This is a genomic window from Agrobacterium sp. FDAARGOS_525 (assembly GCF_003938925.1).
Taxonomy (GTDB): Bacteria; Pseudomonadota; Alphaproteobacteria; order Rhizobiales; family Rhizobiaceae; genus Agrobacterium; species Agrobacterium pusense.
Genome location: NZ_RKIU01000003.1, coordinates 2,844,356 through 2,863,140, shown reverse-complemented (window position 1 = coordinate 2,863,140; position 18,785 = coordinate 2,844,356). Strand labels below are relative to the sequence as shown.

At 58.4% G+C, this 18,785-nt stretch carries 20 protein-coding genes and 3 tRNA genes; 12 read left to right on the top strand and 11 right to left on the bottom strand.

The features are described from left to right. Positions 1–2: 2 nt before the first annotated feature. Positions 3–1,301, bottom strand: coding sequence for an efflux RND transporter periplasmic adaptor subunit (locus tag EGT36_RS15475; protein WP_037092484.1), 1,299 nt, complete (start codon positions 1,299–1,301; stop codon positions 3–5). A 238-nt stretch (positions 1,302–1,539) separates the two neighbouring features. Between EGT36_RS15475 and EGT36_RS15470 the strand changes: the two genes are divergently transcribed. Beyond that, positions 1,540–1,695 (top strand): hypothetical protein, encoded by a 156-nt coding sequence (locus EGT36_RS15470; RefSeq protein WP_006698800.1) that lies wholly within the window; start codon positions 1,540–1,542, stop codon positions 1,693–1,695. Positions 1,696–1,843: 148 nt separating this feature from the next. Here the strand turns inward: EGT36_RS15470 and EGT36_RS15465 are convergent, their stop codons facing one another. Together EGT36_RS15465 and EGT36_RS15460 are read right to left on the bottom strand one after the other, a co-directional pair. Continuing rightward, a complete protein-coding gene (locus EGT36_RS15465) occupies positions 1,844–2,293 on the bottom strand; it encodes a GNAT family N-acetyltransferase (protein ID WP_037092486.1) in 450 nt (149 codons plus the stop codon). A gap of 191 nt (positions 2,294–2,484) precedes the next feature. Beyond that, positions 2,485–3,069 (bottom strand): GNAT family N-acetyltransferase, encoded by a 585-nt coding sequence (locus EGT36_RS15460; RefSeq protein WP_037092488.1) that lies wholly within the window; start codon positions 3,067–3,069, stop codon positions 2,485–2,487. Between the two features lie 183 nt (positions 3,070–3,252). Here EGT36_RS15460 and EGT36_RS31050 point away from each other — a divergent pair, with 183 nt between their 5' ends. After that, the gene (locus tag EGT36_RS31050; RefSeq protein WP_234882054.1) at positions 3,253–3,636 is read left to right on the top strand and encodes a hypothetical protein; all 384 of its coding nucleotides are present in this window, start codon (positions 3,253–3,255) and stop codon (positions 3,634–3,636) included. Between the two features lie 694 nt (positions 3,637–4,330). Here EGT36_RS31050 and EGT36_RS15445 read toward each other — a convergent pair. Beyond that, positions 4,331–4,407 (bottom strand) — tRNA-Arg (locus EGT36_RS15445). A 48-nt stretch (positions 4,408–4,455) separates the two neighbouring features. Beyond that, the gene (locus EGT36_RS15440) at positions 4,456–4,761 is read right to left on the bottom strand and encodes an ETC complex I subunit (RefSeq protein WP_004442361.1); all 306 of its coding nucleotides are present in this window, start codon (positions 4,759–4,761) and stop codon (positions 4,456–4,458) included. 264 nt (positions 4,762–5,025) lie between these two features. Between EGT36_RS15440 and EGT36_RS15435 the strand changes: the two genes are divergently transcribed. Next, positions 5,026–5,102, top strand: a tRNA-Pro gene (locus EGT36_RS15435). Positions 5,103–5,154: 52 nt separating this feature from the next. Here the strand turns inward: EGT36_RS15435 and EGT36_RS15430 are convergent. Next, positions 5,155–6,297, bottom strand: a complete 1,143-nt coding sequence (locus EGT36_RS15430; protein WP_037092535.1) for a ceramide glucosyltransferase — start codon at positions 6,295–6,297, stop codon at positions 5,155–5,157. A gap of 209 nt (positions 6,298–6,506) precedes the next feature. Then, the gene (locus tag EGT36_RS15420; RefSeq protein ID WP_004442357.1) at positions 6,507–6,776 is read right to left on the bottom strand and encodes a DUF982 domain-containing protein; all 270 of its coding nucleotides are present in this window, start codon (positions 6,774–6,776) and stop codon (positions 6,507–6,509) included. Positions 6,777–6,999: 223 nt separating this feature from the next. On the opposite strand from EGT36_RS15420, the gene EGT36_RS15415 reads away from it, so the two are divergent. Next, positions 7,000–7,248 carry a BON domain-containing protein gene (locus tag EGT36_RS15415; protein ID WP_003522642.1) on the top strand — a complete coding sequence of 83 codons (249 nt, stop codon included), beginning with the start codon at positions 7,000–7,002 and terminating at the stop codon, positions 7,246–7,248. Between the two features lie 60 nt (positions 7,249–7,308). Here EGT36_RS15415 and EGT36_RS15410 read toward each other — a convergent pair whose 3' ends face one another. Together EGT36_RS15410 and EGT36_RS15405 are read right to left on the bottom strand one after the other, a co-directional pair. Then, positions 7,309–7,791, bottom strand: a complete 483-nt coding sequence (locus EGT36_RS15410) for a DUF192 domain-containing protein (protein ID WP_004442355.1) — start codon at positions 7,789–7,791, stop codon at positions 7,309–7,311. Next, entirely contained in the window at positions 7,791–8,369 is a 579-nt protein-coding gene (locus EGT36_RS15405) for a cold-shock protein (RefSeq protein WP_004442353.1), read from the bottom strand. The genes EGT36_RS15410 and EGT36_RS15405 overlap by 1 nt, the downstream gene beginning before the upstream one ends. 192 nt (positions 8,370–8,561) lie before the next feature. On the opposite strand from EGT36_RS15405, the gene EGT36_RS15400 reads away from it, so the two are divergent. Both EGT36_RS15400 and EGT36_RS15390 read left to right on the top strand, forming a co-directional pair. Continuing rightward, entirely contained in the window at positions 8,562–9,002 is a 441-nt protein-coding gene (locus EGT36_RS15400) for a VOC family protein (RefSeq protein WP_004442352.1), read from the top strand. Positions 9,003–9,159: 157 nt separating this feature from the next. After that, positions 9,160–10,422, top strand: a complete 1,263-nt coding sequence (locus tag EGT36_RS15390; protein ID WP_037092491.1) for a D-Ala-D-Ala carboxypeptidase family metallohydrolase — start codon at positions 9,160–9,162, stop codon at positions 10,420–10,422. 367 nt (positions 10,423–10,789) lie between these two features. On the opposite strand, the gene EGT36_RS15380 is transcribed toward EGT36_RS15390, so the two are convergent. Beyond that, positions 10,790–10,865, bottom strand: a tRNA-Lys gene (locus EGT36_RS15380). A 280-nt stretch (positions 10,866–11,145) separates the two neighbouring features. Here EGT36_RS15380 and EGT36_RS15375 point away from each other — a divergent pair. Both EGT36_RS15375 and EGT36_RS15370 read left to right on the top strand, forming a co-directional pair. Then, positions 11,146–11,892, top strand: coding sequence for a cytochrome c biogenesis CcdA family protein (locus EGT36_RS15375; RefSeq protein ID WP_022556323.1), 747 nt, complete (start codon positions 11,146–11,148; stop codon positions 11,890–11,892). A 34-nt stretch (positions 11,893–11,926) separates the two neighbouring features. Further along, complete coding sequence (locus EGT36_RS15370; protein WP_037092493.1) at positions 11,927–12,865, top strand: AEC family transporter; 939 nt, start codon at positions 11,927–11,929, stop codon at positions 12,863–12,865. Here the strand turns inward: EGT36_RS15370 and EGT36_RS15365 are convergent. Continuing rightward, on the bottom strand, positions 12,849–14,057 hold the full coding sequence (locus tag EGT36_RS15365) for a UbiH/UbiF family hydroxylase (protein ID WP_037092495.1): 1,209 nt from the start codon (positions 14,055–14,057) through the stop codon (positions 12,849–12,851). The genes EGT36_RS15370 and EGT36_RS15365 overlap by 17 nt on opposite strands. Positions 14,058–14,266: 209 nt before the next feature. Here EGT36_RS15365 and pcsA point away from each other — a divergent pair, with 209 nt between their 5' ends. From pcsA to EGT36_RS15345, 4 genes are all read left to right on the top strand, one after another. After that, positions 14,267–14,992: a phosphatidylcholine synthase gene (gene pcsA / locus EGT36_RS15360; RefSeq protein WP_006698811.1), complete on the top strand. Its 726-nt coding sequence runs from the start codon at positions 14,267–14,269 to the stop codon at positions 14,990–14,992. A 212-nt stretch (positions 14,993–15,204) separates the two neighbouring features. Further along, complete coding sequence (locus EGT36_RS15355) at positions 15,205–16,764, top strand: ABC transporter ATP-binding protein (protein WP_037092496.1); 1,560 nt, start codon at positions 15,205–15,207, stop codon at positions 16,762–16,764. After that, a complete protein-coding gene (locus tag EGT36_RS15350) occupies positions 16,754–17,845 on the top strand; it encodes an ABC transporter permease (RefSeq protein WP_004442339.1) in 1,092 nt (363 codons plus the stop codon). Before EGT36_RS15355 ends, EGT36_RS15350 begins: the two co-directional genes overlap by 11 nt. After that, entirely contained in the window at positions 17,845–18,765 is a 921-nt protein-coding gene (locus EGT36_RS15345; protein WP_004442337.1) for an ABC transporter permease, read from the top strand. The genes EGT36_RS15350 and EGT36_RS15345 overlap by 1 nt, the downstream gene beginning before the upstream one ends. Positions 18,766–18,785 lie beyond the last annotated feature (20 nt).

The window sequence follows — 18,785 nt, the reverse complement described above, 5'->3', positions numbered from 1 at the left end:
CGTCAGCCGGCGTTACGGGCCGTTGCGTCGGTGATTACCTGGTCATCGGCTTTTAATTCGCCAGATTTCACCACGGTATGCTGGCCGTCGGTGGAGCCAGTTTCGATTGCGACGGAAACCGGATTGTTGTTGCGCAGCACCCAGACTGTCCTTTTACCCTGGGCGGCCTGGCCGGCATCGCGGTTTTGCGGGCGGCCCATGCGGGGCGGTCGGAACAGGCTCATCAACCCGCCCCCACGCGAAGCGGATTCGCGCGGCGGTGTATAACGAAGCGCGGAATTGGGTACCAGCAGGGCATCCTTGATCTCTTCAACGATGATATTGGCCGTTGCCGTCATGCCGGGGCGAAGCAGCAGTTCTGCATTGTCGACCGTCAATATGCCCTTATAGGTCACCACGTTGGATACGGTTTCCGAGGCGAAGCGCACGGTCTCGATCTCGGCCGGGAAGCTGCGGTCGGGATAGGCATCGACGTTGAATGTGGCCTTCTGCCCGGTTTCCACCTTGCCGACATCGGCCTCATCCACCGAGACCTGCAGCTCCATGTGGCGCAGATCGCCGGCGATGGTAAAGAGAACAGGGGCATTGAGCGAGGAGGCGACCGTGGCGCCCGGATCGACGCTGCGGGTGAGGATAACGCCATCGATCGGCGAAACGATCTTGGCCTTGCCCAGATTGACCTCGGCGAGCCGCAGATCCGCTTCCGCCGACAGCACGGTCGCCTCATTGACCTCAAGCGTTGCGGCCGCCGCATCATGGGTGAACTGCGCGGCGTCCAGATCCTGCTGGCTGGAGACGCGGTTCTGAACCAGGGATCGCAGGCGCTCCATGGATGTCTTTGCCGAGCCAAGGTCGGCGCGGGCCTTCAGCACATTGGCCTTGGCGGAAGCGAGCTTGGCGCGGGCGCTCTGCACGTCGGCTTCCAGCTTGTTGGTATCCAGCTCCGCCAGAACGTCTCCGGCCTTGACCGGGGTGTTGTAGGTGACGTTGACCTTGCGCACCGTGCCGGACAGTTCGCTCGATATATCAACCTGATCCGTCGGCTGAACCGAGCCGGTGGAGGTGACGATGACCGAGAGATCGCCCTGACGCGCTGCTTCCGTGGTGTAGCTATAAGCCACACCGCCTGCGCGTGACTGGTAATAATAACCAAGACCGCCGCCAATCAGCACAATGGCTGCTGCCACAAAGAGGAACCGACGCGACTTTTTCTTGCGGCCGTTTCTGGTCGTCCCCAAAATCTCGCGCAGATCGGGCTGGCTGTTTTTGGTATCGCTGCCACTGGTATTGGCGTCATTCATTCTCGTCACCCGCAAAGTTCAAAATACTACAGAGAGTTGCCGCCGCTCTCCGGTTTGTTCGTCCGTCTGTCGCCGTTATATTCCTCTGATTGTGGGAAGTGACATAGCTTGCCCCAAGGGTGAAGTGAAAACTTGGTAATATTTATGATAGTTCTGGTCTGCTAGAGATAGGTATTCGAAAAGCCGATGCCACAGATGCGGCAGAGGTTTCAGCAGCGACATTCAGGACGATGATGAAATGAACGACAATGTGGTGAAGTTCCGCAAACCGGTGCCGCCGAAGAAGCCGCGCGAACCGCTCGGGCCAAAAGCGAAGAGGGCATTGACGATTGCGGCTGTCATATTGTTTTTCGCCGCCGCATGGGGCTATTTCACGCTGATGGGGCAGGGGTAGAGCAAAGTGCTGGCATAGGCGTTCTGCTTGGGAGCAGGATGGAAGTATGCAAATCGGCTAAAGCGGTGGGCCTCCGCCGCTCATTCTGATGACGGGGATTGGCCAAAGCGGTTGTCGGGCGACTACCGTGTCGCCCGACAAGTTGCCCTTAGCCGACTAACCGCAAACGGGCATTTTCGAACGGATAACCTTCATCATCAATCGCGCGACGGGAAAGCTCCTGAAAGCCGAGCGATCTATAGAAGCCCATCGCCTGCACGTTTTCAGTATAGGCTTCAGGCGAAAGCTCGCCCTTCAAATTCAGCGCGTGCGAAACGAGTTTACGCCCGATACCGAGGCCTTGATGGCACGGGGAAACAAATAAGCCGCCGATGAAAGTGTCGAGCAGACTGATAAAGCCCGCAGCTTGGCCGTTTAATGTTGCGACCCACGTTTGGGCGCCAGGCAAATATTGTTCCTCAATAAGTGCCTTTTGCTCCATCAAACGACGCTCGCCGATAAACGGATGAGCAAGCAACGAGGCTTCGAGCCAGATGTTGGAGAGATTTACTGTGTCCGAGGCCTCGAAAGGCCGGATGATAACGTCCTCGAATTTCATGAGAACTCCGCAGAAAAGATATGCAAAAACGTCCGGCTACCGATACTGGTGCCAGGTGAAGCCGCAAATTGCGGTCGAAATCACAAGCCTCTGCGCATAAATCTCCTCTGCTATCGGGCGGCTTTTAGGGGACAGCAAACAATTAATCAATGACCGCAATTGGCGCTTCTGCGCAATTATGGCCGTCGGCCCTAAGCGGACGGCAAAATTACGCCGGCGCGCGATTTCCATTCCGAAGCAAGAATCGCGTAAATATACTCGTCTCCCCAGACGTCTCGGAAGCGGTCGTTCTGGATCAAATGCGCTTCTCGACGCAGTCCAAGGCGCTCAACAACGCCGACCGAACCCTTGTTCGCAGCGTCCAGCCGCGCGAAGATTCGATGAAATCCGATTGACGAGAAGCCTATGCTGACCATCGCGCCAACAGCCTCCGTTGCATACCCGTTCCCCGCGAATTCTGGATTGAAAATATATCCAACCTCTCCCTGAAGTGCATCAACACTAGCCAGCTTCAACAGGACTTCACCGACCAGTGCGTTGTCAGCCTTTCGCTCGACGGCCAGTCGATAGGTGTCGCCATCCTTCTCAAATGGTGCCGCCAAAATCGCCGAGAACTGCTCTCGCAAAGCATCTCCAGTTGGAGGTGCAGCGTAAAGATACCGGTAAACCTCCTGCAGAGAATGGTAGGCTGAATAGCCGGGGAAATCGCCTCTTGTGAATTCGCGCAGGACAAGGCGGTCCGTCGAAAGCGGTGCACCTAATTTTTGAAGTTGCATCAAGTACCTGACTGATATTTGCCCCACTAGCGAGTGCCGGCAATGCGCAAGGATCGGAAGCTTTGTCATTCAATGCGAACTCAATCTCGTTGAGTTCTATAAATTGGATATTGAGGTACATAAATCAGTCCGCCTTCGGTGCACCGGGGCAGACATACAAATGGCGGGCTTCGGGGTTCTGATATGAGATACGCGACATTCAACGAAAGCGGCTTCCCTGTCGGCTTCTATAAGGATGAGTTCCACGGTGGCCAAGACACTGATGGGGCAATCGAGATTTCGGAAGCTGACTGGATAGAGTTCTTGAACTACCTCGGCAAGCGAAAGCGGAAGCATGGCGGAATCGTTCCAGTAGGCCCACCTATCCCACCTGACATCGGGCCCACCATCAGCGACTACAGGGAGAATGCCATCCAGAACCTTGTCGACAGCATAGCGCGTGAGCGTCAGTGCCGCGACGGCGTGACGCTGGCATTCTATATCGGATCAACGAAGCAGAAATGGGCGGAAGAAGCTCAGGCCTTCATCGCGTGGCGGGATAACGTCTGGTTATACGCTTACGGCTAGTCGGCCAAGGTGCAGGCGGACCAGCGCGAGCAGCCGGCCGTTGAGCAGTTCGTTCTTGAGATCGCGCCCATCGCTTGGCCGCTTATCCTAACCAAACGCCATCCTAGTATCGGCGGTCAATCAGCGTTTCGATACAAAATGTGCGGACGTATCACGCGATTATTGCCGCCGGATTCCGGCTGGCGTGGCTGTTCGCCGCGCCAATCTCTACGATCCTCGCGTCGCTCTCTGTGCTCACGGCGATCCCGCCAGTCCTTGCGATCATAGTCGCGGTAATAGCGATCCCTGTAATAGCGATCCCTGTCGTATGAGCGATAGTAAACGCCTCAGGAATAATACCCGCCAGAGCGATACCCGCTGTCGTCAACGCATCCACTGAGAATGCCGACCGATACGAGCGCAACAACCGCGGCCAGAAGCTTCATGATGTCATCTCCCATTGAGGCACTTGAACGTGTGTCGGCGCCTTCGGTTCCATAAACACGAGAATGCTTAGTCAGACCTGAACCGTCAGTGAATGATCTGGCGCCCACGCGAAGAATCAAAAGGCCCGTGCAGCTGGGGACGTTTGCGGGTCTTTGGGCCATAAATCGGGCACATGGCGCGGTCTGAATACCCCGGCCGGCCGAACGTTCCCAACCCTGCCCAACTAAGACAACTGATTCAGGAAATGCCGCTAAGCGCTTGAAAATATTGGCGACCCCTGCAGGACTCGAACCTGCGACCTACTGCTTAGAAGGCAGTTGCTCTATCCAGTTGAGCTAAGGGGCCGTCATGCCGGGCAATCGATGCTCCGGCAAAAACTTTGGTCGTCGTGTTTCAGTGCGTCCAGGGCTGGGTGCGGTTGAAACGGAAATTGTCGGTGTAGGAAACCACCTTGCGGGTCGCTTCTTTCGGCTGGATCACGCGATATTCGATGCCCTTGCGCTGGGCATAGGCTTCGGCCTGTTCCTGTGTCTCGAATGTCAGCTTGACCTGCTGCTTCATGTCGGAACTGGAGGTGTAGCCCATGATCGGATCGATCTTGCGCGGAACCTCGGCGTCGAATTCCAGAACCCAGACATTGGTCTTCGCCTTGCCGGATTGCATGGCGGTTTTTGCAGGGCGGTAAATCTTCGCAGACATGTCGAAACTGCTCCGGTTGGACAGCGGGGTGAAACCCCGGATTATTCATCACGTACCTGAATAGAATAAGCAAATCGTGTCAGGAACGTTGAATTTGAAATGGACCGAGTTCAACTGAGAGTCAAGACGATTATCCCCTTGCTGTCGGTTCATGCGCTGCCCGTTCGACCTTACGTTTTGCTCAACGGTGTCGCGGCTGAACAAAGATGAATTTCCCTGTTGCGGACTGCGTATGAACCGTGTATTCCCCAGCCATCGCCTCGGCGGAGTGTAGCGCAGTCTGGTAGCGCATCTGGTTTGGGACCAGAGGGTCGGGAGTTCGAATCTCTCCACTCCGACCATTTTAAGGCAAAGCATCAGCTTTCCGGCGTAACCTCTTCCCACAAATCGTCATTATTCCGCTGGCGGGCCGGCCAAAGTGCTTTCCGCCGTACCGATTGTCATGACATTGCCGCGCCATGCCACTGCGCTGCCAATCCAGCTTCTCGTCCAGATGACGGGCATTATGATGTCCCGTGCGATCATGGCTGGCAGGGTATGGAGCGATATTGGCCACCCGTTGAGGGCGGTCAGGACCAATTCGGGGCCGTATATGAGGACGAGGACGGCGAGGGCGGTCGCTAAGAGGTTCACATCCATCATGGCCGCCGCGGTGAGTGCGAACAGAAGCGGGGGAAGTGCGCCCGTCAGGATTTCCGGCGCGAAATATTGCGGGAAGGTCACGCGCCTTAGCCGCGCCCAGCGGGCCTGGCGTGACCAGATCTCGCCGGCGTGACGCTGGCCGAGCGGTTGCTCGAAAGGGGCGGAGACAAGATGCACCCTGCGGCCAGCGTTTCGCACCAGCTTCGTCGAGGCGGCGTCTTCGGCGATTTCGGCGGCGAGGGCGCGGATACCCCCATGGTCCTCTAGGAACGGTTTGTTCCACAACATGGATTTGCCCTGCGCGAATCCCATTCCGATGGCTTCTGCCGCATATTGCCAGCGGCCCTGCGCGCCGTTGAGGAAGGCACATTCCACATGCGCCCAGAAACCCGTCGGCCGCGAGCCCAGCGGCGGGGAGCACACGAGGCCGCTGTCTTTCCGCCAGGCCGACATCATGCGCGTCACGTAGGATTTCGGCATCAATACGTTCGAATCGGCGAGGATGACCCATTCATGCCGGGCGGCCAGCCAGCCCTTGACGCAATTGTTCAGTTTTGGATTGGCACTGATCCGGTCGTCGCCGATGAGCAATTGCGCTGAAGCGGAAGGAAAGGCGCTCTGGGCTTTGCGTACTTGCGCAATGACGGGGTCGAATTCATCTGCAACACAGAAAAGCAGTTCGTAATCCGGCCAATCGAGCTCGAAGGCGCGTGACAGCGTAAGACGGGTGAAACTTTCCACACCGCGCAGTGGCACAACGATCGAGACAGGCGGTTTTTGCCGCGCAAGGGAATTTTCCGGGTCGCGCCGCTTTAGCCGCCACCCGGCAAGGCAGATACCGAGAAGGTTGAAAGCGACGAGCAGAATTGCGCAAAGGGCAAAGACGGTTTCCATGCTGGCCAGGTCCACTCCCGAGCTTCCGGCGGTTTGTCCGCCCGGTGATTCCACGGAATTTGTCTCTGCCGATTATAACGTTTGCGTGACAGTTACATGTCACCGGCGGCAGGCGGGAGTTTTCCGCGCGGAGATTGTGCCTGAAAGAGTGAACGCCAAAAGAAAGCCCTTCGCGGAGAAGGGCCAGTCATAAACGCGGATAATGAACGTCAGTGCATGTTGAGAATATGAGCGTGACTGCTTGCGATGAGAAACGACTCCCGCGCTTTTTCGATGTCGCATCGTCCGGCGATGGCATCGAGGCAGTTTCTGCGTGCTTCTTCATATTCCGGGCCGTGTTCTTCCGGCCAGCGGTACATCAGCATGTCCAGTGCTACCAGCGGGCTGTAGATTTCCACTGCTGCGGACAAGGGCAGGTGGATCGCCACCGGCTTCATCCACGAGGCGTGGTGACACGGCTCCGTTCTGTTGATCAGCATGTCATTTTCCTCCTGTTTCACGCGCCTTCATGGCGGATTTCACTCCCTTTTCACTCCCATGCGCGAAATGCCCGCCTCACGAAATGGTTCCCGATCACCTAAAATGTGATCGATTGGGGGGTTCCAATTTTTCAAGATGAATGGAAGATGAACAAATAGATGAACCGGAGATGAACAAAACCGCCACCAAGGCGTTGTAATGTCCATAAGAAGGAGAACACATATGTTCAATCTGTCAGGTATTCAGGAAAGCTTCTTTGGTGACCGCATGGCAGGCGTATGCCAGGCCATTACTTCGGCACTCGCCTTCGAATCAGGTCTCGAAAAGTCGCGCATTTCCGCCACTGTCGAAAATGACGTGATCTATCTGGAAGGCACGGCTGATTCGGTCGAGGCGATCGACATCGCCATCAACCTTGCCGCTTCCATTTCCAACTGCAGGATTCTGAGCCATATAGAGCCGGTCTACTGAACATTGCGCCAGCCGGGCGAAACATCGTCCGGCTCATTCAGACGCAATAACGCGGCAACGTCACTTCCGGTTGCCGATTTGCGCGCTGCGCACAATATCGCCAGGCTTGATGCCGTAACGTTTCGCAGCGCCGCCATTCAGTTCAAGCACGAATTTCACTGGCCCGCGGGAGCTGATGATGGCTTCCGAATGTGGAACCGCGTTTTCGTGGATGTGGGTGATGCGGCCGTCACGGCCAATGAAAAGCATGTCGAGCGGAATAAGCGTGTTCCGCATCCACATGGCGACATCACGCGGTTCACCGAAATTGAACAACATGCCGTTTTCCGGTGGCATGCTCTTGCGGAACATCAGGCCCTGTTCGCGCTGGGCATTGTTCAGCGCCAGTTCCACAGTGAAATCGTGGCTTTTTCCCCCGGCCGTTTCAATCTGCAGCGGTTCGGAGGTGAATGTCTGCTGTTGCTGCGCCTGGGCGGCGCTGGCCAGCGTGAAAAAAAGAAGCGCCATAACGGCGCTCTTCACCATATCGGGCAGGGCGGACATCAATGCGACATCCCGATCGAAACCGGGTTGTCCGGATGGATTTCCGCGGCCATCAGGCCTTTGTCGCCATCGCCATAACGCACCAGCACAACCTGCCCGGGGCGAAGTTCGGTCAGGCCGAAACGGCGCAGTGTCTCCATATGCACGAAAATGTCTTCCGTTCCTTCGCCACGCGTCAGGAAACCGAAACCCTTGGTGCGGTTGAACCACTTGACGATGGCGCGCTCCAGTCCGCTGGACGGCGTCACCTGCACATGGGTGCGCACCGGCGGCAGCTGCGAGGGGTGGACGGCGGTGGACTGATCCATGGAGAGAATGCGAAATGCCTGAAAGCCACGGTCGCGCCGCTGGATAAGGGCGACAATGCGCGTGCCTTCAAGGATCGTCTGGTAACCGTCGCGACGCAGGCAGGAAACATGCAGCAGCACATCCTGTGTGCCGTTGTCGGGCACGATGAAGCCGAAACCCTTGGCGACATCGAACCACTTCACGACGCCGGTGATCTCGGTCAGGTCCACGGCATCGCCCGAAAGGTCCTCGACATCGACTATCGTTTTCGATGACATCCTATCAGCCATATCCTGCCAACCCCTCGATTACGCGCCATACACCGGTCAACTGATTCCTGTGCGCCAGATTAACATCTTGGTAACGGTTTCACGCAAGCCCTAGTTTTTGATTTACGCAGCTGCTTTTATGTCGCCGTCCTTGTCCGGGGCTTGCGATCATGCGTTTAACGGCTTCGGACCCGTGTAATGGAGAGGAATAAAATGCGGTATCTGCACACGATGGTTCGCGTCAAAGACCTTGGCGAATCACTTAAATTCTATGTCGACCTGCTCGGCCTTACCGAAATACGCCGAATCGAGAACGAAAAAGGCCGCTTCACTCTCGTGTTTCTTGCAGCTCGCGACGACGTTGCTGCGGCGAAGGAAAACAAGGCGCCGTGCCTCGAACTCACCTATAACTGGGATAGCGAAGATTATACCGGCGGCCGCAATTTCGGTCACCTCGCTTATGAGGTCGATAATATCTACGACTTCTGCGCGCATCTGCAGCAGAACGGCATCATCATCAACCGGCCACCGCGAGACGGGCATATGGCCTTCGTACGTTCACCGGATGGTATTTCTTTCGAAATTTTGCAGAAAGGCGAAAGCCTCGCACCAGCCGAACCGTGGATATCTATGCAGAATACCGGTTCCTGGTAGGGATTTTCCGGTGAGCAGCAGCGTTTTCGGGCGCTCTTGCCTTGTCCTGAGGGGATGAGGCATAGTCCGCGAATCGAAACGGCCAGTCCCGTTTTGGGGGAAGCACACGATTCCGTTCCCGTGCTGCTGTTGGAAATAAAAGATACGGAGGCCACCCATGAAAACTGTCGAGGGCGCAAAGGGACGCGTTTCTTGTCGGCGTCTCGTCATCGCGGTTTCGTTGCTGGGGCTTTCCGGATGCGTTTCGGCGGTGACTGACGAGGAGATGGCCGCCACTGCCAAAAAGCCGGAAGTTGCCGGACAGCAGAAGCAGCAGATGGCCGCAACTGCTGCACCCGCGGCCGGTGCGCAGCAGGGGCATTATGTGGATCCCGCCGTGGCGTCAGCGGCTGGCGCGACCACGGCTCCGGCGCAGCATCAGGCAGCGGGCGGCCCGGCACAGGGTTACGGCGCTGCCGCCGATATCGCCGGACTGACGACGCAGCCAACGGGAATTTCCGCTGGAACATCAAGCATCTATTCTACCGCATCCGCAGTGCCTTCCCCGGCCGCCACGGCGCCCGGCGCGGCCGCGGCGGGCGTGCCTTCCCAGAAAATCACACCTGCGCTCAGCAGCGTTTACTCCGCCCCTGTGCAGGTGGCGCAACCGCAGCCGGTATCCGCGCCTGTTGCTGTGCCGTCAGCCGCGCAGGTACCGGAGCAGCACAGCGAGAACCGCCAGCCCGCTGCCGTGCCGGTGCCACAAACCGCATCGGAACAGCTTGCTTCGGTGCAGCCCGCGACCAGTGCCGCCATGGGCGACGAGAAGCAGGAAGGCGAAGGCAAGGGCGTCACGCTTGCAGCATTTTTCGCCGGTGCAGCCAAGAAGCGCCTGCCGAAAATGATCGAAAGCGGTTCGGCAGGTGGCACGCAGGTGGCCGCACTTCCGGGAGCGGCGGACAAGACGATGGGTATTGCGCTCTCCGGTCGCTCGATGATGTCCGACGAATTCGACGACGCTCATCTCGATGAAGAGGACGATGAACCCACCGGGCTGATGAAGCTTGCCTCGCTCTCCGGCCTGACCCGCGTCGCGCCGAACGGGCTTTTCCTGCAGACAGATCGCGTTGAAGTCGGTTGTTTCAAGCCGGAGCTCATCAGCATGATCAAGGATGTGGAGCGACACTATAACAGCCCGGCCATTGTCACCTCGGGCTACCGTCCGCCAAAGGGAATAAGGCAGGGTTCAAAACATTATACCTGCGATGCGGCCGACATACAGATCAAGGGTGTCTCCAAGTGGGAACTCGCAACCTATCTGCGTTCCCTGCCGAACCGCGGGGGTGTCGGCACCTATTGCCATACCGAATCGGTCCATATGGACACCGGTGAACCGAGAGACTGGAACTGGCGCTGCCGCCGTACCGCCGTGCGGAAGTGATGCGACCATTCCTTGCCGGCTTACAGCCACGGCACTCCTGACGACGGACAGTGGAGCGTGACCGTGGACGCAACGTTCCCATTGTTGTAGGACGCGGCGGTTCATTGTTTCCCGCTTATGGTGCCTTGCGAAATGCAGCCTGTGTCCAATTTGCCCGTCTACATTTACCCGACTGAGGCGACTGCCCGCTTATCTTTCCAGCTTTTATGACAATATAGCACGTTACATCTACGCGTACCGCTAGGCGTCCGTGGTGGCGACGCTTTTGTTTCCTGTATTGATGTTGGAAACGCTTTGAACACCCGGCGGGATGATTGCCTGCCGGTTGGGTAAGTCCATGGAAATAAATACGAAAAATATTGTGAGGTGGTGAGAGCGCAGGGATTCGAACCCTGGACCTACTGATTAAAAGTCAGTTGCTCTACCGGCTGAGCTACGCTCTCCCGTGGCGGGCTTGGCTGCCCTTCGGAAGTGCGCGGAACATATGTAGAGCGATCCGTTCGGTCAACCCAAAAAAAGCGCTTTCGGCGATCAATCCGGTTTTTTTTGTCGCACCCCCGAAAAGGTGATTGGAGAGAGGGGGCGGCCGGGGATAAAACCGGCGTCAAGTGTGTCTGCCTGGCGGCTGAAATCGTTTTGCGGCAATGACATGCGTGAAAATGAAGCGTGAAGTGGTGGCGGCTCTCAAGAATCGCGGCGGCTTTGCGGGATGCGGAGTTTCTCTTGTCGATTGCCGATATTTCCCTGTTCAGCGCGCTTTTGGCTGGCGCTCTTTCGTTTCTGTCGCCCTGCGTTCTGCCGCTGGTGCCGCCTTATCTCTGTTATATGGCGGGTGTGTCGGTCGAGCAGTTCAGGACGGAAGACGCGGCACCACGGCCGGAGATTCGCAGGGCCGTTCTGTTTTCGGCCTTCTTTTTCACACTCGGTTTTGCCACCGTCTTCGTGGCGCTGGGCGCGGGCGCCTCGACTATAGGCACGCTTCTGCGCCAGAATCTCGACATTCTCGCCAAGATCGGCGGTTTCATCATCATCCTGATGGGCCTGAATTTCCTGGGCGTGTTCCGTATCGGCCTGTTTTCGCGCGAGGCCCGGTTTCAGGGCGCGGGCAAGCCGGCGACGCTGTCCGGAGCCTATATCATGGGACTCGCCTTCGCCTTTGGCTGGACGCCCTGCATCGGCCCGGTTCTTGGCGCGATTCTCGGCGTTGCTGCTTCACGCGACACGGTCGGCGACGGCGCAATGTTGCTTGCGGTTTATTCCCTCGGCCTTGCGGTACCGTTCTGGATCGCGGCGGCGTTTTCCGGCTCCTTCATGCGTTTCCTCGTCCGCTTCCGTCGCCATCTCGGCCTCGTGGAAAAGCTGCTCGGCGTGTTGCTGGTGCTGACCGGCCTCGCTTTCATATCCGGTTTTATCACCAATGTGGCGATCTGGTTCCAGGAGACCTTTCCGATCCTGATGCAAATCGGCTAAGCCTCCCGCTGGAGTTGCTTGCGGGGGAGACATAGTGACTGACATCGTGGGATTGCTGTTGCCGTTTTTCGGCCTCATCTTGATCGGCTACGGCGCTGCGCGCATCACGAAACAGCCGGTCGAGGCGATGGGCTGGCTGAACACCTTCATCATCTACGCGGCGCTGCCGGCGCTGTTTTTCAAGCTGGTGTCGAAAACGCCGGTGGAAGAACTGGCGCGGATGGATTTCGTTGCCGCCAGCCTCGTCTGTACCTATGGCATTTTCTTGCTTGTGTTCCTGATCGGTCGTTTTGTCCGGAAAAACAGCCTCGCTGAAACGACGATCCAGAGTTTCGCGGCAAGTTACGGCAATATCGGCTATATGGGCCCGGGCATTGCGCTTCTGGCGCTCGGCGAAAAGGCGGCGGTGCCTGTGGCGCTCATCGTCTGCCTCGAAAACGCCGCGCATTTCATTGTCGCGCCGGCGATGATGGCCGTTGCAGGCGGCGACAAGCGTTCCCCGGCGCAGCTTGCGCTGGATGTGGCCCGCAAGGTCATCACCCATCCTTTCATCGTATCCGTCATCGCCGGTTTCCTGGCCGCTTCGCTGTCATGGCAACCGCCGGAGGCGGTGCAGCGGCTGGTGGATTATCTGGCGCAATCAGCCGCACCCTGTGCGCTGTTTGCAATGGGCGTGACGCTGGCACTTCGGCCGATGAAGCGGGTGCCGGTGGAGATCAGCTATATCGTGCCGGCAAAACTCATCCTGCATCCGCTCGCCGTTTATCTCGTGTTGTCGTCGCTCGGGCGATTCGAGCCGGTGTGGATCTATTCCGCCGTGCTGCTGGCTGCTTTGCCGACCGCGACGAATGTCTTCGTCATCGGCCAGCAATATCATGTGTGGCAGGAGCGGGCGTCGGCGACGATCCTGATTTCGACGGTGCTGTCGGTTCTCACGCTGACGGGCGTGGTTTATTTCATCCAGCCTTTTTGAAGCTGCCGAACAGCAGTGAGGGCAGGGCCTTCAGGCCCCGGCCGGGTTCGATGCCTTCGCGCATGACAATGCTTCGGAGCGTGCCGATGCCGGAAAGTACGTGCAGGCCGGCTGCGCGCGCCATCTGGATGGGCAGGAAATCCGAAAGCAGCGAGCGGTTCAGGAGATCGACGCTCAGTGTGCGGCTATAGACATCCGCCCGCCGCCTGCGGTCGAAGCTGCTGCCGGCATCGGCCGCAATGGGGCGGTCGGAAACGGCGCTCAGCAATTCCGTCAGTGAGATGATGTCGCGCAGGCTGAGGTTCAGTCCCTGTGCGCCGATGGGCGGAAAACCATGTGCCGCCTCGCCGATCAGGGCGACGCGGCCCTTGCCGAAGCGATGGGCGGTCATGGAAGAGAGCGGCCATGCCTGGACGCTATCCTCGACGGTAACGGCGCCCAGCATGGACTGCATGCGTTCCTCGACCCGAAGGCTCAGCGCTTCCAGTGGCAGGGCAGTCAGTTCTTCCGCCTGTTGCGGGGTGACGACCCAGACGAGGCTGGAGCGGTTGCCGGGAAGGGGAACCTGCGTGAAAGGGCCGGTGGGCGTGTGGAATTCCGTCGAAACACTTCCATGCTGTCGGCTGTGGCCGAAGTTCAAAACGACGGCGGTCTGCGGATAGGACCAGGATTTCACGCCGATGCCGGCTGCATCCCGGACCATCGACTTCCGGCCATCTGCCCCGATGAGGAAATCGGCAGAGAGCGTTTCGCCGTCCGCAAGCGTCACCGTCACGCGGTCGTCGCCGATATCGATCGCGTCGGCGAAGGTGTCGAGGCGGATAATATTGTGTTCCTGCTCCACCGCTTCGCTGAGAACACCGAGCAAGGCCTCGTTGGGGATGTTCCAGCCAAATGCATCCAGGCCGATTTCGGAGGAACGGAACTGCACTGTCGGTGCTCGCAACAGACGGTCGGTTCCGTCTATGATCTGCATGGTGGAAAGGCGGGCGGCCGAAGGCGCGATGCGTGACCACAGGCCGAGACGGTCCAGGAAGCGGATAGACTGGTCCATCAGCGCCGTGGTGCGCCGGTCCTTCCTGTCGGTGGAAGGTGCTACGAGCGCCACGTGGCGACCCGCCCGTGCCAGTGCGATGGCCGCGATCTGACCCGCAAGTCCTGCACCTGTTATGGCGATATCGAAGTGTCTCATGGTCCTGATCCGTTGTTATTTCCAGAGCATCATAAAGGCTTTGCATCGGCAAATCCACTTCCGGCCGGGAACATCCGGTTGTGAAGATTCATTGGGTCTGCCGCCACATTAGTCTTAGGATAAGCCGACTGAGCCGGTTGCAAAGCGTGGTGAATGGCCGCATACCGGAATAAGCAGGGCGGATGAAAAGCGGGGCGCAGACGCTGACCATGAAAATTTTCAACTACAAGCGTGTTCCCTATGCGGAAATCCGCGCCTTTTCCGTTCATATTCTAACGGCGTCCGGTTCCTTTCTTGCCTTCCTTGGCGTCGTCGCTGCTTCCGAGCACCGTTTTGTCGATATGTTCTGGTGGCTTGGTCTTGCGCTGCTGGTGGATGGGATAGACGGCCCTATCGCCCGGAAGGTCCGGGTCAAGGAAGTACTGCCAAACTGGTCGGGCGATACGCTCGACAACATCATCGATTACGTGACCTATGTCCTTCTGCCTGCCTTCGCGCTCTATCAGAGCGGCATGATTGGAGAGCCATGGTCCTTTGTTGCGGCGGGCATGATCGTGGTGTCCAGTGCTATCTACTATGCCGATATGGGGATGAAGACGGACGAATATTTCTTCTCGGGCTTCCCCGTGGTGTGGAACATGGTGATCTTCACGCTCTTCGTGATGGATGCCAGCGCCACCACCGCCATGACAGTCGTGACTGTTTCGGTGTTCCTGACATTTCTGCCGATCAATTTCCTGCATCCCGTGCGGGTGAAGCGGCTGCGGTCCCTTAATCTTCTTGTCGTGGCCATCTGGTGCGCCCTTGGTGGTTATGCGCTGCTGATGCATTTCCAGACGCCGACATGGGCGGTGGTGGGGTTCGTGGCGAGCGGTATCTACCTGTATTGCATCGGAGGAATTTTACAGTTTTTCCCAACGCTCGGCGCGAAATGATGAAGAGGTAAAGCCGTTTATTGCTTGTGCAAATTGCATTTAAGCAGCTTCTTTTTCAGTTGTGCGCAGCAGCAAAACCGTTATCAATAAGTTCTGATCACGTATCATTGCATACTTTTTGGTGCGGGATTGGGAACAATGACCGCGACCGTCTGAAACGCCTCGAAGAAGGCATGGACGGTTGGTGAGAGAGGGAACTCGTGACTGGAACTTTGGCGCCGGAGGCCGTGCCTCTCCTGTCCGTTCGCAAGCTGACCAAGCTGTTCGGCAATTTCGCCGCCTGCAACGGTATCGATCTCGATATTGCGCCGGGTGAAATCCATGCGCTCCTGGGTGAAAACGGCGCGGGTAAATCCACGCTCGTCAAGATGCTGTTCGGCGTTCTCGCACCGACCGAGGGCGAAATCATCTGGCAGGGTGAGCCCGTTTCGGTGGGCTCGCCAAGCGAAGCCCGCAGGCTCGGAATCGGCATGGTGTTCCAGCATTTTTCGCTGTTCGAGGCGCTGACGGTTGCTGAAAACATTGCCCTGTCGCTCGATCCGAAAATTTCATTGAAGGAAATCGCCAGGGAAGCGGAGACCCTGTCGCGCGCCTATGGCCTGCCGCTCGACCCCAATGCGCATGTGGCCGATCTTTCGGTCGGCGAGCGCCAGCGCATCGAAATTGTCCGTGCTCTGCTGCAGAACCCGCGGCTTATCATTCTTGACGAGCCGACCTCGGTTCTGACGCCGCAGGAGGCCGACAAGCTTTTCGAGACCCTGGAGAAGCTGAAGGCCGAAGGCCGTTCTGTGCTTTATATCAGCCATCGTCTCGAAGAGGTTCAACGCATCTGCGACCGCGCCACGGTTCTGCGCCATGGCAAGGTGACCGGTGCCTGCGATCCGCGTCGGGAGACGCCGGCATCGCTGGCGCGCATGATGGTGGGCAGCGATGTCGCCAGTGTGTTGCGCGCGACGGGCGAAGCGCTGGGTGCGCCGCAGATCGAAGTCATGGGGCTTTCGGTTGCGCCGCGCACGCCGTTCGCCGTGGCATTGAAATCGATTTCGATGACCGTGCGCGCCGGGGAGGTGCTGGCGATTGCCGGGGTCGCGGGAAACGGGCAGGGTGAGCTGTTCGACGCGCTCTCGGGGGAATACCCGGTTTATAATAACGATGCGATCCATCTCCGCGGCAAGCCGGTCGGCCGGATCGGCATCAACGGTCGCCGGCTGATGGGGGCGGGTTTCGTACCGGAAGAGCGCCATGGCCACGCCGCCGTTCCCGGAATGAGCCTCTCCGACAATCTGTTGCTCGCGCGGGCCCGCTCCGATCGCAAGGCGTTCCTGACCGGCGGTTTCCTGCGTATTGTCAGGGGGTCGGCCATCAGGGCAGCGGCGCGGCGCATATCTGAAACCATGGATGTGCGCAAAAGCGGGGCCGATCCGCTGGCAGGGTCGCTCTCAGGCGGCAATCTGCAGAAGTTCATCGTGGGACGCGAGCTCGACCGCCAGCCGGCCGTGCTTGTCGTCAACCAGCCGACGTGGGGCGTGGATGCGGGTGCTGCAAGCCGCATCCGTCAGGCACTTGTCGATCTTGCCAAGTCGGGCTCGGCGGTCATCGTCATCAGTCAGGACCTGGATGAAATCTTTGAAGTCGCCACCAATATCGCGGTCATCTCCGACGGCAAGCTTTCCGAGGCCCATCCGGTGGAGGAAATGACGCTCGAAAAGATCGGCCTGTTGATGGGCGGCATTCACACGACACATTCGGGAGCCGCCCAGCATGCGCATTGAGCTTGAAAAACGCGCAGGGGTTTCCCGGCTTTTTACATTTCTTTCTCCGCTTCTGGCGCTGGTGCTGACCCTGCTGGTCGGTGCTGTCATGTTCGCCATGCTCGGGAAGAACCCGGCCCATGCGCTTTATGCCTTCTTCGTGGAGCCGTTGCTCGAAGTCTGGTCCCTGCACGAGCTGGCGATCAAGGCCGCGCCGCTGATCCTGATCGGTGTCGGCCTGTCGATCTGTTATCGCTCCAATAACTGGAACATCGGAGCGGAAGGGCAATTCACCATCGGTGCGATTACTGGCTCCATACTGCCGGTTCTTTATCCGGACTGGCATTCGCCGCTGCTTCTGCCGCTCATGCTGGTGATGGGAGCTCTCGGCGGGGCGCTCTATGCGGGTATTCCCGCTCTCCTGAAGACGAAGTTCAATACCAACGAAATCCTCGTCAGCCTGATGCTGGTCTACGTTGCACAGCTTTTCCTCGACTGGCTGACGCGCGGAATCTGGCGTGATCCGGGCGGTTATAATTTCCCGCAGACCAAGCCGTTCAACGATAGCGCCGTGTTGCCGGAGATGCTGGCATCGGGCCGGGCGCACTGGGGCTTCGTTTTCGCCATCGTCGCGGCGATCGCGCTGTGGTTCATGATGCGCTACATGCTGAAGGGCTTCGAAGTCACCGTGCTTGGCCAGTCGGCCCGGGCAGGGCGATTTGCCGGCTTCTCGTCGAGCCGCATGGTGTGGTTTTCGCTGCTGCTATCGGGCGCGCTGGCCGGTCTTGCGGGCATTTCGGAAGCCTCCGGCTCCATCGGCCACCTCCAGCCAAGCATTTCGCCGGGCTATGGTTTTACAGCCATCATCGTCGCGTTTCTCGGCCGTCTTAACCCGCTTGGCATTATCCTGTCAGGGCTGGTGCTGGCGCTGACCTATCTCGGCGGCGAGGCGGCGCAGCTTTCGATCGGTGTATCGGACAAGGTCACGCGCGTGTTCCAAGGGCTGATGCTGTTCTTCGTACTCTCCTGCGATACGCTCATCTTCTATCGCATCAAGGTCGTTTTTGCCGGCAAGGCGCATCACAAGCAGGGAGCGGCATGATGGACATGCTTCAGGCCATTCTCCTCACCGTCATCACCGCCGCGACGCCGCTCGTCATAGCCGCCTCCGGCGAACTGGTGGTGGAGCGATCCGGTGTGCTCAATCTCGGCGTCGAAGGCATGATGATCATGGGTGCGGTCTGCGCTTTCGCGACCGCCCATATGACGGGTTCGCCCTATCTCGGCATTCTGGCCGGCATTGCTTCGGGTGCGGTTTTTTCGCTGCTGTTCGGTTTTCTGACATTGACGCTGGTCACCAATCAGGTGGCGACGGGTCTTGCGCTCACCATTCTGGGCCTGGGCGTATCCGGTATGCTGGGCGAAAGCTTCGTTGGCCTGCCAGGCGTCAAGCTGCAGCCGATCGTCTTTCCCGTTCTGTCGGACATACCCTTCATCGGCCCGCTGCTCTTCCGGCAGGATCTGATCTTCTACCTTTCCATAGGGCTGGTGGCCGGCATAGGCTGGTTCCTGTTCAAAAGCCGGGCGGGCCTGAAGATACGCGCCATCGGCGATAGTCATGCCTCGGCCCATGCGCTCGGGATCAACGTCATCCGCACACGCTATCTGACTGTCATGTTCGGCGGTGCCTGTGCCGGTCTCGCTGGCGCGCAGCTTTCGCTGGTTTATACGCCGCAATGGGTGGAAAACATGTCGGCCGGGCGTGGCTGGATTGCGCTGGCGCTCGTTGTCTTCGCGTCCTGGCGTCCATGGCGGGTGCTCGCCGGCGGTTATCTGTTCGGCGCCGTCACCATCGGGCAATTGCACGCGCAGGCCTTCGGCATCGGGGTGCCGTCGCAGCTTTTGTCGGCGCTACCTTACCTTGCAACTATTGTCGTGCTGGTCATCATCTCGCATAATCGCCGCACGACGTTGATCAATACACCGGCATCGCTGGGCAAGTCCTTCGTGCCGGACAGGTAAAGCATTCTCACGTCTCCAAA